The organism is Fretibacterium sp. (genome assembly GCF_057312375.1).
In genome coordinates this window covers 2,014-16,808 of record NZ_DBHLDX010000041.1, presented here as the reverse complement: position 1 = coordinate 16,808, position 14,795 = coordinate 2,014, and the positions used below count along the sequence as shown (strand labels likewise).

General features: G+C 64.0%; 12 protein-coding genes. 7 read left to right on the top strand and 5 right to left on the bottom strand.

The window, feature by feature from the left end; genetic code table 11:
- The first annotated feature begins 67 nt into the window (after positions 1–67).
- Genes ACO41U_RS07260 through csx19 form a run of 5 tightly spaced genes read left to right on the top strand, consistent with a single transcriptional unit; the run spans position 68 to position 7,561 of the window.
- On the top strand, positions 68–1,243 hold the full coding sequence (locus ACO41U_RS07260) for a hypothetical protein (RefSeq protein ID WP_485942756.1): 1,176 nt from the start codon (positions 68–70) through the stop codon (positions 1,241–1,243).
- 13 nt (positions 1,244–1,256) lie between these two features.
- Positions 1,257–3,071: a Cas10/Cmr2 second palm domain-containing protein gene (locus ACO41U_RS07255; protein ID WP_485942754.1), complete on the top strand. Its 1,815-nt coding sequence runs from the start codon at positions 1,257–1,259 to the stop codon at positions 3,069–3,071.
- Entirely contained in the window at positions 3,068–5,470 is a 2,403-nt protein-coding gene (locus ACO41U_RS07250) for an RAMP superfamily CRISPR-associated protein (RefSeq protein WP_485942752.1), read from the top strand. Before ACO41U_RS07255 ends, ACO41U_RS07250 begins: the two co-directional genes overlap by 4 nt.
- Positions 5,467–6,957: an RAMP superfamily CRISPR-associated protein gene (locus tag ACO41U_RS07245; RefSeq protein ID WP_485942750.1), complete on the top strand. Its 1,491-nt coding sequence runs from the start codon at positions 5,467–5,469 to the stop codon at positions 6,955–6,957. The genes ACO41U_RS07250 and ACO41U_RS07245 overlap by 4 nt, the downstream gene beginning before the upstream one ends.
- Positions 6,958–6,973: 16 nt before the next feature.
- On the top strand, positions 6,974–7,561 hold the full coding sequence (csx19, locus tag ACO41U_RS07240; RefSeq protein WP_485942748.1) for a type III-D CRISPR-associated protein Csx19: 588 nt from the start codon (positions 6,974–6,976) through the stop codon (positions 7,559–7,561).
- Positions 7,562–7,749: 188 nt separating this feature from the next.
- On the opposite strand, the gene ACO41U_RS07235 is transcribed toward csx19, so the two are convergent.
- From ACO41U_RS07235 to ACO41U_RS07215, 5 genes are all read right to left on the bottom strand, one after another.
- Positions 7,750–8,100, bottom strand: a complete 351-nt coding sequence (locus ACO41U_RS07235) for a heat-shock protein Hsp90 (RefSeq protein WP_485942746.1) — start codon at positions 8,098–8,100, stop codon at positions 7,750–7,752.
- Positions 8,101–8,310: 210 nt separating this feature from the next.
- Positions 8,311–9,768: an aminomethyl-transferring glycine dehydrogenase subunit GcvPB gene (gene gcvPB, locus ACO41U_RS07230; protein ID WP_485942744.1), complete on the bottom strand. Its 1,458-nt coding sequence runs from the start codon at positions 9,766–9,768 to the stop codon at positions 8,311–8,313.
- A gap of 2 nt (positions 9,769–9,770) precedes the next feature.
- On the bottom strand, positions 9,771–11,081 hold the full coding sequence (gene gcvPA / locus ACO41U_RS07225; protein WP_485942742.1) for an aminomethyl-transferring glycine dehydrogenase subunit GcvPA: 1,311 nt from the start codon (positions 11,079–11,081) through the stop codon (positions 9,771–9,773).
- Positions 11,082–11,096: 15 nt separating this feature from the next.
- Positions 11,097–11,510 (bottom strand): glycine cleavage system protein GcvH, encoded by a 414-nt coding sequence (gcvH, locus tag ACO41U_RS07220; RefSeq protein ID WP_298780174.1) that lies wholly within the window; start codon positions 11,508–11,510, stop codon positions 11,097–11,099.
- 99 nt (positions 11,511–11,609) lie between these two features.
- Positions 11,610–12,824: an aminomethyl transferase family protein gene (locus ACO41U_RS07215; RefSeq protein ID WP_485942740.1), complete on the bottom strand. Its 1,215-nt coding sequence runs from the start codon at positions 12,822–12,824 to the stop codon at positions 11,610–11,612.
- A 348-nt stretch (positions 12,825–13,172) separates the two neighbouring features.
- On the opposite strand from ACO41U_RS07215, the gene ACO41U_RS07210 reads away from it, so the two are divergent.
- Together ACO41U_RS07210 and ACO41U_RS07205 are read left to right on the top strand one after the other, a co-directional pair.
- A complete protein-coding gene (locus ACO41U_RS07210) occupies positions 13,173–13,895 on the top strand; it encodes an ABC transporter ATP-binding protein (RefSeq protein ID WP_485942738.1) in 723 nt (240 codons plus the stop codon).
- A partial coding sequence (locus ACO41U_RS07205) for an ABC transporter permease family protein (RefSeq protein ID WP_485942736.1) occupies positions 13,889–14,795 on the top strand: 907 nt, incomplete at its 3' end. The genes ACO41U_RS07210 and ACO41U_RS07205, both read left to right, overlap by 7 nt.

Below are 14,795 nucleotides of genomic sequence, written 5' to 3'. Positions count from 1 at the left end.
GGCCTTTTTTTCTCCTCTCTCCCCCTTCTGTTGCTTTTAGATTGTAAATCCAAGCTGGAAAGGCAAGGTGCGCATTGGGGATGGTATCTATAGCCCAAGGTCAGGTGAAGAGCGCCCATCCCCGGTACAGTGCTTCGACAATCCCCTGCCCCTCAGCATTCTGGGGGCTCCCAAGCCCGCTCAGGCCCGTTTCTACCTTGGCGACGAGAAGGGAGCCCCGCAGCCTGACGGGCGCCCCAAACAGGCCGCCGGATACGCAGGGGACAAAAAGAAGCTCCGGGGCCGCAAGGTATATCTGCACCACACGCTGGCGCACCTGGACAAGGAAGGGAAAGCGGACTACTGGGACGAACACCAGGGGGCCAGGATGTCCATCTTTCCGGAGTATCGGCAGCCCTCTGGGGAAAAGCAATGCAGCAGCCAAAACCGTTCGATCACAGGCTGGATTCCCAAGGGGACCGATTTCCGGTTTGACGTTAAGGTGGAAAACCTGACGCGGGAGGAGCTGGGCACCCTGCTGGCCCTTCTGAGCCTGGAGCAGCAATATTTTCGCCTGGGCTTCGCCAAACCCCTGGGGCTGGGCAGCGTGGCCCTTTCCATTCAATGGAACGGGGAGGAACCGCTTCCCTTCATGACCGGCGAAGACTTCAGAGACCGCTATCGCAGGCTGGACGGCCCCGCTCCCTCGACCAAGGGCTTGTCCAAGGGGCAGGTTCAGGCGACGATCCAGAATTACCAGAAGAACGTCTTTCGCCTTTACGGCACCCCCCCTAAGGACGACGCTGTCCTTGGGGACGCTGAGCTTTTCCCGTGGGAAAAGAGCGAATTTTTCAAGGCTCTGGGACCAGAGCAGCAGAAGTCGTTCCGCTTCGCCTGGCTGGAGGCCCTGGAAAAGGATTCGGCAGAGCCGCCCATGGAAGCCCTTCCAGACAGGGAAATGCTCGAAGAACTTTACAAAGAGGAGATCGACGCGCTGCCTGGGGCGTACAAGGACCTCCTGAAGAAGGTCAAAGCCAGCCGTAAGAGTGACTGCGGATGGAGCACCCTCTCCTTCATCAAGGACTTCACGAGTGCGATGAAAGGCTTCACCGATGCCCCCGTGACCTACCCGCGCAGCGAGGAAAACCGTTCCGATGGATTCGAGGGGTTCGGCTGGTTTGTGGAGAACGAAAAAATGGAAGGCGGCAAATGCGTAAACGGCCATAGCCTGCCCGCTGTCGGCACGCCCCTGAGCGGCCTCTGAGAGGAGGAACGAAATGTCTTCGATCGTGGAACAGGATATCCGCCTCATCAACCTGGAGACGGGAGGGAATCAGGCCTACATCTTCGCCTCCAACAAGCTGCGCAACGTCGTGGGGGCCTCCGAGCTGCTCTACCGCGTCGGGACCCGGTACGTGGAGCAGGCTGTCGACGAGGCGACGGGGAGAGGCTTTTCCGTCACCTACATTGCCGAAGAAGCGCCCATCGAGGCCACGCAGGGCGAGGCCATCGAGGCGGTCATCGCCACGTCGGGCAAGGCTCTATTGCTGGCGCGCAGCGAGGAGGTGGCCAAACGCTTCGTCCGGTCGTGGAGTCGGATCGTCCTCTCGGAAGCGCCGGGTCTCGACGCCGTGGCCGTCTATTCCAGGGAGGCCGTTGACCCCTCCCTGCCCCTGAGTTCCTCCTCAAAGAATTCCTTCCTGCAGGCCTTCCGAGAGACCTCCCGCCAGATGACCCTCCTGCGGGCCCAGGGACAGGCCTCCCCTCTGGCCCGATTCCAGCGTCTGCCCATCGCGGCGGAATGTACCTACTCCGGCCTGCCTGCCGTCGGGCTGGAGGCAGGCAAGGGAGGAGGAGACCCGCTCCCTGTTGCAGGACCCGCGCTGGCGCAGCGGAAAGCTTCGCGAGACGAGGATTTTAAGGCGCGTATGCAGGGACTTTTTCCGGAGGGATGGAAGAGCGGCCTTTTCGAGGATGAAGGGCTGAAATCCCTCGAGGGACGGGATTGGCTCGCGGTCGTCCATGCCGACGGAAACGGCCTGGGGCAGCTGTTCATCGACCTTGACCGATGGGTGAACGCCCTTAAGAACGGGGCCGCGACGGGGCGGGACTACATCCGTTGCTACCGCGAGTTCTCCTCCGCGCTGGACGTGATCAGCCGCGAGACGTTCCGCGAGGCCGTCGAGGCAGTCTGGGGCGAGAAAAGCCCACGCGCCCTGCCCATCGTCCCCGTTGTGGTAGGGGGGGACGACCTCACCGCCGTCATGGACGGCTACAGGGGCATCGACTTCACACGGACCTTCATGGAAAAATTCTGCAAAAAGACGCAGGACCACGAGGCCGTACGGCCCATCCTGGAGAAGGCCGGGCTCCCTCGGCTGGGAATGTGCGCGGGGATCTCGATCGCAAAGCCGCACTTTCCCTTCTCTCAGTCCTACAACATGGCCGAAGATCTGATGCAGAGCGCCAAGGAGGTCAAGAAACAGTACGGCAAGGACTCTATCTCCTTGGACTTTCACATCCTCTACGACTCCGTCGCCACCTCTGCCTCCGACGTCCGGAAGTCCCTGACCATCCGGGAGGAGCAAGACGGCAGCCAGCAGGAAAGGCACCTCACCGCCAAGCCCTACGTCGTTTCCAGAGGAAGTCGGGAGAAGCCGGACGACGCGGGGAAGACGAACGAGGAAAAGGCGGAGCTGGAAAGACAGCATGAGGCATGGAGCCGCGTTCACGATTTCGGGGCGTTCCAGCGCGCCGTGGACGTGCTCGTGCGCGTGGAGGCAAGCTCAAAAAAGCCCCTGCTTCCCTCCTCTCAGGCCCATGCGGTGCGGGAGTCCCTCTTCTCCGAGCACCTCAAGACGCAGGAGGCGGAGTGGGCGTTTCTCATGAACACGTATAGGGACTTTGCAGCGCAGTGGCGAAAGGTTTCCGCGGATTCGCCCTCCCTTTACGTCGATCTGGAGAAAACTGGAAAAGACGGAGTTTTTCACCACTACACCCATTTTCTGGACGCCTTGGAGGCCGCGAAGTTCGAGGCCCCCGGCAGGGAAAAAGAAAAAGGTTCTTCCAGGGACGAGGAGGCGACGGCATGAACGGGAATTGGCTGCGTCTGCGGTTTGATTCCGACTGGCACGTTGGTTCGGGCGCCGGCATTCCGGGGAGCGTGGACCGTCAGGTCCTGCGAGACGAGGAGGGCTTCCCCTACGTCCCCGGCAAGAGCCTGACCGGCATCCTGCGCGACGCCGCGGAATGGATCGCCGACACGCGGGACACCGCGGAAAAGGGCAATAAGTGGAAAAATGCCCTGATCGGCCTGTTTGGGGAACAGCCTGAGAGCCATGGGGGGACATCGGGAGGCTTCGTCTCTGGCGCGGCGGTCGGCATCGGGAGCGCCACGCTGAGCCAGGACCCGCGGAATTACGTTCAGGGGCTTCGAGAGGAGTCCGGGCCGGATTTGCGCACGGCCCTCTTCACGGTTCGGCCGGGGGTGAAGATCGACCGGACGACGGGCCGAGCTCTGGAGGACCACCTCTTCTCCACGGAGCGGGTGCGCGGATGCACGCTCTACGCCCCCGTCAAATACCTGAGGGGTCCCCTGTCCAAGGATGAAGAGAAGCTGCTGGAGGACGCGGTCAGGGCCGTGCGTCGGCTTGGGGGAAAGCGCCGGAGAGGGGGCGGACGATGCCGTCTCGACTGGTTCAACGCTCCTGATCGGACGGAATCCGGGAAGGGACCGAAGACCTCGTGGCCAGGGGCCGGATCTTCCGTGGAACTGGACTTCCGTCTCACGACGCTCCAACCGGTCGTGATCAACAAGGTCACGTTGGGCAATCTCGTCCGAAGCGAGCCGACGCTCCCCGGCGTCTCCCTGCTGCCCTGGTTCACGCGCGAGGTCCTGGCCCCCCTGGGTGAGGAGGAACTGCGGTCCGCCGTCCTGGATGGAAGTTTCTCGGTGGGGAACTTCCTGCCCGAGGTCGAGGGCGGGCGCTCCCTGCCCGTCCCGCTGTGCCTGGCCAGGGAGAAGGAGGGCAAGGGGATGCTCAATCGGCTGGTGTCCCAGCCCGAAAAAGAGGGTGTGCAGATGAAGGACCTGCGCACGGGGTACATCCGCATCGAGGGGGAGAAGGTGCAGTACCTCCCCGCGGACAGCCGCAGGCTCTTGAGGACCCATAACACGGTGGAGGATGCAAGCCAAAGGCCCACGGAGAAGGTCGGCGGCCTCTTCACCTACGAGGCGATCCGCTCGGGGCAGACCTTCCGCGGGACGGTGCGGATGTCTGCGGAGCTTTGGGAGAAGGTGCGGGAGAAAAACGATATCCTCCAAAAGTTCGCCTCCAGCGAGCTCTCGATCGGCCAGTCCCGCAAGGACGAGTACGGGACGGTGTCGCTGCAGTACGTTCCGTCGGACGCCTCCGCGCCGGAGGGGCGGCTCTGGTCGCCCAAGCTGCTGGAGGCGGGCGGCAAAAGCTATCTGGTGGTCTATCTGATCTCGGACCTCCTGATCCGTGGGGGATTTCAGAGCTACTCCCTGCGGCTGGAGGACCTGAAGGGCGCCTTGTCCAGGGCGCTGCATGTGGAGCTTTCGGACATCCCCGACAGCGACTGGATAAACGTGGAGGGGCGAAGCTTCCGACAATCCCCCCTGGGCGGAACCTCCGGGCACTGCGTGCGCGTGGGGCGGCGCGAGTCGTGGCAGACGCGCTGGACCCTGCCTCGCCCATCCCTCAGCTACTTTCAGGCGGGAAGCGTCCTGCTGTTCCAAGTTACAAACCCCGAGGCGTGGAGTGAGGCTCATGCGCAAGCACTGGTTGAGCAGGGCCTTGGCGATCGGCGAGCGGAGGGCTACGGGCGCGTCTTACTGAACCCGCCCTTCCTGTGCGACAAACAGAGTGGGGTCGAAAAACTGGAAATTTCAAAGGAGACGGAGCAGAAGGAGCCGCCCTCGGCTCCTGATCTGCCCAAACTTCCTGAGGATCGAGCGCTCATCCTCTCCCTAGCGGAAACCCTGCTCCGGGAACAGTTCCGCCAGGCTGCACGCCGGGAGGCCTATGAGCTCGTCAAGACGAGAGAGAAGAGGGCCGTGTTCGCAGGCCATCCTCAAATGACATGGAGCAACGCCCCAAACGTCAGCCAGTTCGGGATGCTGCGGGAGTTCGCCGCGTTGATCGGGGACGTTCCCAAGCGATCTTCCGTGGAATCCATCCGGGACTGGCTCAATCTGCTTCCACAGAGTTCAGGAGGCGACGAAAAAGGCTCATGGGAGGATTCCTGGAGAGAATGGGTCCGGGAGCTTGTGGACGATCCCGAGAAAATATGGGGGCTTTCGGAAGCGTTCGAAGCCGTTAAGAGACGTTTTTGGAAGGTCTTTGCCAAGGCGGAGGAAGTGGAGTGGGAACGGTTGACGCTGCTCGCCCTGGCCGAGTTCTGGGACGTGTTCTGCGAGGCCGTCTTTGACGACGAAAAGCGGACGAAGGGAGGAAGCGAGGAATGAGCCGGACGATTGTCGGGAAGGTTTGGGTTCGCGGGGACCTCGTCGCCAAGACCCCGATCTCCGTGGGGGGGCTTGGCGCCGGGGAGCACGTGGACCTGGACGTCGCCGTGGACGGTGCCGGGCGGTTCTATATCCCCGGAACAAGCCTGGCCGGCCCCATGCGGGCCTGGCTTTCGGAAAACGTAGAGTCTGAGAAGCTGCTAGACACGCTCTTCGGTTTCATCGAACAGGCAAGGGACGGCGGACAGGCCAGCTTCCTTTTCATTGAGGACAGCCCGGCTCAGGGGGTGGCCCGCGAGCGGCGGCACGGCATCGCGCTTCGGGCGGACACCGGGACGGTCGCTGATGGGTTCTTTTACACGCGGGGCCTTCTGCCCCGCGGGACGCGCTTTCCCCTGGAGATGGAGTTGGATATTGACAAAAGTTCGGAGCCCGGAACGGAGCATCCCGCAGGGACGTTGGCCCTGCTTTTGAAGGCTATGTGCGAAGGGAAGGTTCGTTTTGGCGCCTGCAAGACGAGGGGTATGGGGGAGCTGCGCCTGGAGGACCTGAGAGTGGACTATTACGACTTCGCCGGAAATTCGGGAGACCTCGACCGATGGCTGGCATCAGGCGGCTCCAGCGAGGATCGAAGGGGCCTGGGGCTGGAGCAGGAGCTGAAGGCGCTTGAGTGCTTTGGGACACCGAAACGGAGAGAGCAGCGTCTCTTCGAGGTCCTCATCCACTGGCGGGCGTTGTCGCCCGTCATGGTCAAGGCGGGGCGCGACGGAGTGGAGGCCGACATGCTGCCCCTGATGAGCGGCGTCGATGGGGCCAAAGGCGCAGCGGGCAGCATCGCCCCCGTCCTGCCCGGTAGCTCCGTCAAGGGGGTCCTGCGCGCTCAGGCCCGCAGGATTTTGCACACGATCTTTGACCCCGACGGGGAGAATGCCTCGGAGAAGCCGGAGTATCTGAACCTCCTCGACGCCCTCTTTGGCTCGACGGAGTGGGCGGGACGGCTCTCGGTCGACGACGTCTACTACAGGCCGGAGGCACCCGTCTCCCCCGATGCGTGGCTGAAGGAGGACGCCAATGCCCTGAACGCCGTCACGGAACGGCACCAGCACGTCGCCATCGACCGCTTCACCGGCGGGGCTTCAGAGGGAGCGCTCTACAGCACCCGCCCGGTAAAGCGCGACGAGAGGGAAAGGGAAAGCGGATGGGAGCCCATTCGCTTGGCCTTGGACCTGTCGGACTTTCCCGAGGCGGAAGGGCACGCGGCACTGGCCCTGTTGAAGCTGTTGGTCCGGGACTTGGAGGATGGGTACGTATCCATCGGGTTCGGCTCCCGGCGCGGGATGGGCGAGATCGCCGTGGAGGGCGTCGATTGGGACGTTGGCTTCCCTGCGGATGAGAAACTTCAGACCGCCTGGGACGCCTTTGTGGATGGAGGCGGTGCCTTCCACCTCCCGCAGTTCCCGAAAGAGGAGACGAAACACAATGTGTGACGCGAGGAGAAATGAGATGAGGTCAACCACCCTGTACGCCCTGTCCAATCCGGCTGTCTCCGCTTCTGAGGCGATGAAGCAGGTCAAGGGGATCGGCGTGGATGCGGCGCGGCCGTTCGTCCTGGCCTACACCCCCGACTTCTGCGGCTTCGTCGATTGGAGGGAGGACAAAGGGGGCGGGGATGGAAAATTTCTCTCCCTCGATGGGGGCAAGACAATAGAGAACCTCTTTGAGCTGCGCTGCTTCTGTCCAACCTTTGAGCTGCGGTGGGTGCGAGAGGACAGCGGGAATAGGGGAAGGGCCGTCCGGCTGTCGGAATCCCCATTGCAGGGGGCGGAAAAAAAGGACATATCGGCTCTCGGCGGTCGCTACCTGCTCTGGGGGCGGGGGGTGGAGCGTCAGGGGGCCGTCCGGCTGTGTGACCACCGCATCGGGGAGCTTCCAGTCCCCGCGGCGATGCAAACGGGCGAGCGGGTGCTCTTGAACGTCGTGGAGTACTTCGTCCCTGACGAGTACGGGAACCTGACCTTCCTGGCGGAACGGCTGACGGGGCTCCAGCCGGCAACCGAGGCCGAAATTTTGAAGTTGACGGAAAGCGCATAGAGGCTCGAACGCACGCCGCTGCCCTCACGCTCTCATCCAGTATGGCCGCGCCCAAGGCGCGGCCATACGACCCTTTTACCAACTCGTGTTTCATCATGCGGATTGCCCCTGAAAGGGGAGTTGCCATCCCAGGTGGCGGGGGCTTGCTTTCAGCGCGAGGGACATCGCGCCCAAAAACCTTGGGGCGGCTACTTCAGGAGGACGTCCCGGTGGTCCAGGACCTCGAGGGCCGCGCTGCAGGCGCCGCAGTCGCAGTACTTCGCGCCCTTCGCCTTGATCTCCCGCCCGTGGGCCTCAAACTCCTTCGCCTTCTCGGCACCGAAGAGGGTGGCGCCCTCCTCCGACCCCATAAAAGCGATCAATCCGTCGATGGGCACCAGGTCCGCCTCCAGCTCCGCGATCAGGCTCCGGGCTTCAGTGGCTTCGTCGGCCTTCCCCAGCGCGTCCAGCCATCGCTGGCCGGCGGCCCGCGCCTCGGCGCAGCAGGATGGCGCCGCCATCATCCGACGGACGACCTCGATCATTTCCTTCTTGTCCACAGTCAAACAGCTCCCTTCAGAAAAAGACTCCACGGCGCAGCGTTGACGCCACCTCGGCCCTCAGGACGGCCGGCTCCACGCACCATGATATAGCACCCTTCCCCGCCCTGCAACACAGGCCCTATGGATAAAGCGGAGTGCACAAAGGGGACGCCCTGAGGCGCCCCCTTTGCAGAATATCGCTCTTTACCCTCGTGCAGGGCCTTGGCCTTACTCGCCCTTCAGGATGAGCTGGCGGGCTGCCAGCGTTTCGTCCGGGCGGGACACGATGGTGTTCTGCGGGGTGTTCGTGACGCGCTCCGGGTTCGTCTTGGCGTCCGCGGCAATGTCCTTCATCGCGGCGATGAAGGCGTCCAGTTCCTCCTTGGGCTCAGTGTCCGTCGGCTCGATCATGAGGGCGCTGTCCACCACCAGCGGGAAGTACACCGTCGGCGCGTGGAAGCCGCAGTCCAGAAGGCGCTTGGCGATGTCCATGGTGGTGACGCCGTTCTTCTTCTGTTCCTCGTCGTTGAAGATGACCTCGTGCAGGCTGGGCTGCGGGAAGGGCAGGTTGTAGTCCCCGCGCAGCTTCGCCTTCACGTAGTTGGCGTTCAGCACCGCCGCCTCCGTCGCGGCCTTCAGGTCGCTCCCCATCGTGCGGGTGTAGGTGAAGGCGCGCACCAGAACGGCAAAGTTGCCGAGGAAGGACTGCAGGCGCCCGATGGTGAGCGGAATGTTGAAGTCCAGGTAGTAGCGGTCGCCGTCCTTGCGGACGCGGGGAACGGGCAGGAAGGGCTCCAGGGCCTCACCCACCACGACGGGGCCGGCGCCGGGGCCGCCGCCGCCGTGGGGCGTGGACAGCGTCTTGTGGACGTTCAGGTGCAGCACGTCAACGCCCATCTTCTTCACGTCCACGTAGCCCATCAGGGCGTTCATGTTGGCGCCGTCGCCGTAGACCAGTCCGCCCTTCTCGTGGATGATCTCAGCCACCTCGGCCACGTGGTTCTCGAAGATGCCCAGCGTGTTGGGGTTCGTCAACATGATGCCCGCCGTGTCCTCGTCCATGATGGCGCGGATAGCGTCCGGGGTCACGACCCCGTCGGCGGAGAGCTCCACCGGCACCGGCGTGTAGCCGCAGAGCGCCCCGGAGGCCGGGTTCGTGCCGTGAGCGGTGCTGGGCATGATGAGCTTGCTGCGCTGGCGCCCCTTGTGCGCGTGGTAGGCGTGGATCATCAACATCCCCGTCAGCTCGCCCTGAGCGCCGGCCGCCGGCTCAAGCGTCGCGGCCTTCATGCCCGTAATCTTCAGCAGGTCCTGCTCGAACTCGTACATCAGCTTCAGCGCGCCCTGCATACACTCGTCGGGCAGCAGAGGGTGCAGGTTGGCGAAGCCCGGCAGCGCCGCCATGGCCTCGTTGATCTTGGGGTTGTACTTCATGGTGCAGGAGCCCAGCGGATACATTCCCGTGTCCAGGCCGAAGTTCCACGTGGAGAGCCTCGTGTAGTGGCGAACGACGTCCACCTCGGAGAGCTCCGGCAGGTTCGGCTCTGCGCCCACGAGGGACGGATCGAGGTCCGCCCCCGGCACGTCCGCCTCAGGGATGCTGATGCCGACCCGGCCCTTGCGGGACTTCTCCCACAGGAGATCCTCCTTGTACGCGATACCCCTCATTCCAGGATAACCCTTCATGGCTAGGCCACCTCCTTAAGAAATGCGTCGATGGCCTCGCGGGTGTGGACCTCCGTCGCACAGAACAGATACACGCCCTTGTATTCGGGGAAGAAGCGGCCCATGTCGAGGCCGGCGGCAAAGCCCTTCTTCAGGAGCTCTCCGTACTTCTTCTCAAAGCCCGCGGGGGCCTTCATGGCGAACTCGTTGAAGAACGGCGCGCTGAAGAGCGGCTTGAAGCCCGCCTTCTCCAGCCCACCCTTCAGGTAAGCGGCCTTGTCGTGGTTCAGCTTCGCGATGGCGTGCAGCCCCCCGCGCCCGGCGGAGGCCATGTACATGGCGGCCGTCAGCGCGCAGTGGCCGGAGTTCGTGCAGATGTTCGACGTGGCCTTCTCGCGGCGGATGTGCTGCTCGCGCGCGGAGAGCGTCAGGACGAAGCAGCGCTTTCCGTTGCGGTCCACGGTCTGCCCTACGAGGCGACCCGGCATGGTGCGGACGTTCTTCATGGAGCAGGCCAAAAGCCCCAGGGCGGGGCCGCCCGCGTTGAGCGCCAGCCCGAAACTGCTGCCCTCGCCGGCCACGATGTCCGCGCCGCAGCTGCCGGGGTTCTTCAGAAGCCCCCAGGCCATGGCCTCGGTGAAGGCCGCCATGAGCAGTACTCCCTTGTCGTGAGCCGCCTTGGCCGCCGCCTCCAGGTCCTCGATGACGCCCGCGAAGTTCGGCGACTGGACGACGACGGCGGAGACGTCGTCCGGGATCTTGCTCAGGTCCGTGCGCCCGTCCGGCAGCACGGGAAGCTCTACCGCCTCAAAGCCCGCCGGGCGGAAGTACGTCTTCATCTCCTCCACGTAGTGGGGGTGCAGCAGGCGGGAGTAGGCCACCTTGTGCTTCTTCTTGACGCGGATGGCCATCAGGGCCCCCTCCGCCACGGAGTTCGCGCCGTCGTACATCGAGGCGTTGGCCACCTCCGTACCCAGCAGGTTCGCCGTCATGGTCTGGAACTCGAAAATCGCCTGCAGCGTCCCCTGGCTGACCTCCGGCTGGTAGGGCGTGTAGGACGTCAGAAACTCGGACCTCATCGCCAGATAGGGAATGTGGGCCGGGATGTCATGGGGATAGCAGCCCGCGCCCAGGAAGGCCGTGCCGCTGAAGTTCTGCGCCGCAAGAGCGCGTATCTCCTTCGACAGGGCCCACTCGCTCTTGGGCTCGATGTCGATGGGCGCGTCGCGCCGCACGTTCGCCGGAATGGAGGCAAAGAGGTCTTCAACGCTCTTGACGCCAATGGCGTCAAGCATCTCCTTCGTGTCCTCCGGCGTCTGGGATAGATACCTCATGGGTTCTCGCCTCCCCTAGTGCTTGGCGTGCTCGCCCTTGGCGTACTCCTTGTAGGCATCAACCGCCATGAGCTTGTCGAACTCCGCCGGGTTGGAGGGCTCGATCTCGATCATCCACCCCTCTCCGAAGGGGTCCTTGTTCACCAGGTCCGGGGAGTCCGCAAGGGCCTCGTTGACCTTGACCACCTTGCCGGATACGGGAGCGTTCAGGTCGCTGACCGCTTTGGTGGACTCGAGGGAGCCAAACGCCGCGCCCGCGTGGACCTCCGCTCCGACCTCAGGCAGCTCCGCGTAGACGATGTCGCCCAGCGCGGACTGGGAGAAGTCGTCCACCCCAACCCGGACGAGGTTCCCCGCCTTTTTCGCCCACTCGTGCGTCTGGGTGTAGCGCGCGTCGTCCTTGAAGATCAGCTCGTTGAATTCTTTCATTTGCAGTGTCCTCCCTTAATTTTTGATGATGATGAGTTACGACAAACGCAAAACGGTAACAACGCCGGCGCTCCGCAGTCCTTAACCGCCGGCCCGGCGTCAGATGGCCACGCGGGCCGTACGGCCCGGCCGGATGTCCGTGACGATCTCCACCTCAATGGAGCGACGGGCGTCCTTCAGGGTGACCTTCGTCCCCGGCTCCAGCTTGCGGTCCACCTTGACGTAGCCGGCCACCAGCCCCCTAGGCTTGAAGTCCGCGGGCTTGTCCGGGCTGGCCGTGCCGACGATCTTGCCGTTCACGCGGCTGCAGGCCACCTCGAGGCAGCAGGTCGTGACGACGCCGATCTCCTTGCCATCCAAGAGGACCTTCGCGCCGCTGTGGGCGTCAACCTTGCGCGGGTCGAAGCCGCAGTAGGCGAAGGTGTAGCTCTCGGGCGGGTTCTTGTAGATATCCGATCCGATGAAGGACTTCGTCAGCTTGCCCTCCTTGTCGCGGGGCAGGGCGAAGTCCCAGGGGGTGTTGACGAAGGGCCACGGCCCGATGTCCTGCTGGGACAGGGGCAGCATGGCCCCCATGCGCAGCGAGTCGCGGGCGGCCAGGCCGCAGGGCAGGATGTCGTCGCCACCCGACTTCATCAGGAGGTTCCACACCTCGAGGGTCTTGTCGTTGGGGCAGAGGATCTCAAAGCCCAGCTCTCCCGTGTAGCCCGTGCGGGAGATCAGGACCGGAATGCCGCCCTTCAGGTGGACGTCGTGGTTCTTCGCGGGGTCGTAATCGCCCAGGAAGTGGAAGTACTTCAAGCCGTTCAGAAGGTCCGGCTTCTCCATGGCCTTGCGCAGGATGTCCGCGGACTTCGGCCCCTGGAGGTCGATCTTGCCGAAGTGTCCCGCCTCGTTCTTGATCGTGACGTCGAGGGAGCCCTTGTGCTTGTTCAGGTGATCCACCACGATGACGTCGCGATTGGAGTTGACCACCAGCACGTAATCCGTGCGGTTCCCGTCCATGTGATAGGCGATGCAGTCGTCCACCACGTGCCCCTGCTCGTTCAGGATCATGGTGTAGCCGCAGGCGCCCTTCGCCATCTTCTCGAGGTTACGGGTGAGGCACCGCTGCAGAAGCTCAAAGGCGTCCTTCCCCGTGACGCGCACCACGCACATGTGGCAGATGTCGAAGATTCCGCTCTTCTCCAGGACGAAGAGATGCTCCTTCACCGCCCCTGCCTTGTACCACAGGGGCATCTCCCAGCCGCCGAAGTCCGTCAGCTGGCCCTCCAGCTCATGGTGCACCGCGTTCAAAGGTGTCTTCTTAAGCAAGCGAATCCCTCCTCAAAGTCTTTGGGCAGGGCTGCGAGGCACTGCCCGCAAGAAAGTGACAGAAGACGATACAGGAACAAAGAAGTCAGGCTAAAGCGCTACAGACTGTGTTCATATTGTACATGCAGGGACGTTGAAAGGTCAAGCAAGGTTCGTCATGCAAACTATGTATTTTCGTCATAAAAATGGTCCGGCGACCCTGCCCCGAAGCATCAGACCGCCGACCCTCCGGAAGCCCGATCTGTGGCGTTTCTCGTGTGCTATAATGAAGGACCATCATAGTTAATGTCATTATTTGCCCGTTAAACTTCCAGAACCACCGGGGTTTTGTTTGAGGAGGCGAGGCTCTTGGCCGGGGATCGACGCGGAGCTGCCGTGTTTGAGATCGAGGGCCTGACGAAGGTGTACGGAGAGGGGACGGCGGCCGTCCACGCCTTGCGGGGGATCGACCTGACGATCCGCGAGGGGGAGCTGGTCGTCCTGCTGGGGCCCTCCGGAAGCGGCAAGACCACCCTGCTGAACGTCGTCGGCGGCCTGGATCGCCCGACGACAGGTACGGTACGCTTCCGCGGCGCGGACCTCGGCGCCATGACGGAGCCCCAGCTCACCCGCTACCGGCGCGAGCACGTGGGGTTCGTCTTTCAGTTCTACAACCTCATGCCGAGCCTCACCGCGCGGGAGAACGTGGAGCTGGTGACCGAGATCGCCACGAACCCCATGGCTCCCGACGAGGCCCTCGCGCTCGTCGGGCTGGGGGGGCGCGTGGACCACTTCCCCTCGCAGCTCTCCGGCGGGGAGCAGCAGCGCGTCGCCATCGCCCGCGCCGTGGCCAAGCGGCCGACGGTGCTCTTCTGCGACGAGCCCACGGGGGCCCTCGACAGCAGCACTGGACGAGCCGTGCTGAAGGTGCTGACGGACGTCAACGATGAGCTGGGGACGACCGTCCTGATCGTGACCCACGCCGCGGCCACCGCCGGCATGGCGGACCGGGTGATCCACTTCGCGGACGGGGCGATCCGCTCGATCGTCGAGAACGCAGAGCGAAGCGATCCGGAGGCCATCGAATGGTGATCCCGATGCGGGCGCTGGACCGAAAGCTCCTTCGGGACCTCTGGAGGATGAAGGGGCAGGTCGCCGCCATCGGCGCGGTCGTGGCCATGGGGGTCATGGTGCTGGTCATGATGTCCGGCCTGTTCGTCTCCATTCAGGAAACCCGCCGGGCCTACTACGAGAGCTGTCGGTTCGCCGACGTGTTCGCGCCGGTCAAGCGCGCGCCACGCTTTCTGGTCGATGCCCTCGTCGCGCTGCCCGGCGTCTCGGCGGCCGAGGGGCGCGTCGTCGGGGAGGCCCTGATCGACCTGCCAGGGCTCGAGCTCCCGGTTCGGGGCCGGGCCCTCTCGCTCCCGGACATGGAGGGCGCCCACCTGAACGGCGTCCGCCTCGTCGCCGGGCGCCTGCCCGACGCCGGAAACGCCGACGAGATTCTCCTGCTTGAGAGCTTTGCCGCGGCCCGCGGGCTGGGGCCGGGGGACCGGCTCGCCGTCACGATGAACGGCGCTCGCCGGAGCCTGCGCATCGTGGGGCTGGCGCAGTCGCCGGAGTTCATCTACATCACGGCGCCCGGCGAGGTCGTTTCAAACGACGCCCAGTACGGAATCCTCTGGATGGGGCGCCGGGCCATCGCCGCCGCCTACGGGATGGAGGGGGCCTTCAACGAGGCCATCCTGACCCTGGATCGCAGCGCCCGCCTCGCGGGGGTGCTCGACGCCGTGGATCGCCTCCTCGACCCCTACGGAGGGACCGGCTCCTACGGGCGGGAACATCAGCACTCGAACCACTTCGTCAGCAGCGAGCTCGACCAGCTCCGCTCCATGAGCGTCATCATGCCGCCTCTCTTCCTCATCGTGGCGGCGTTCCTGCTCACCCTCGTCGTCTCGCGCATGGTCCACTCCGAGCGGGAGCAGATCGGGC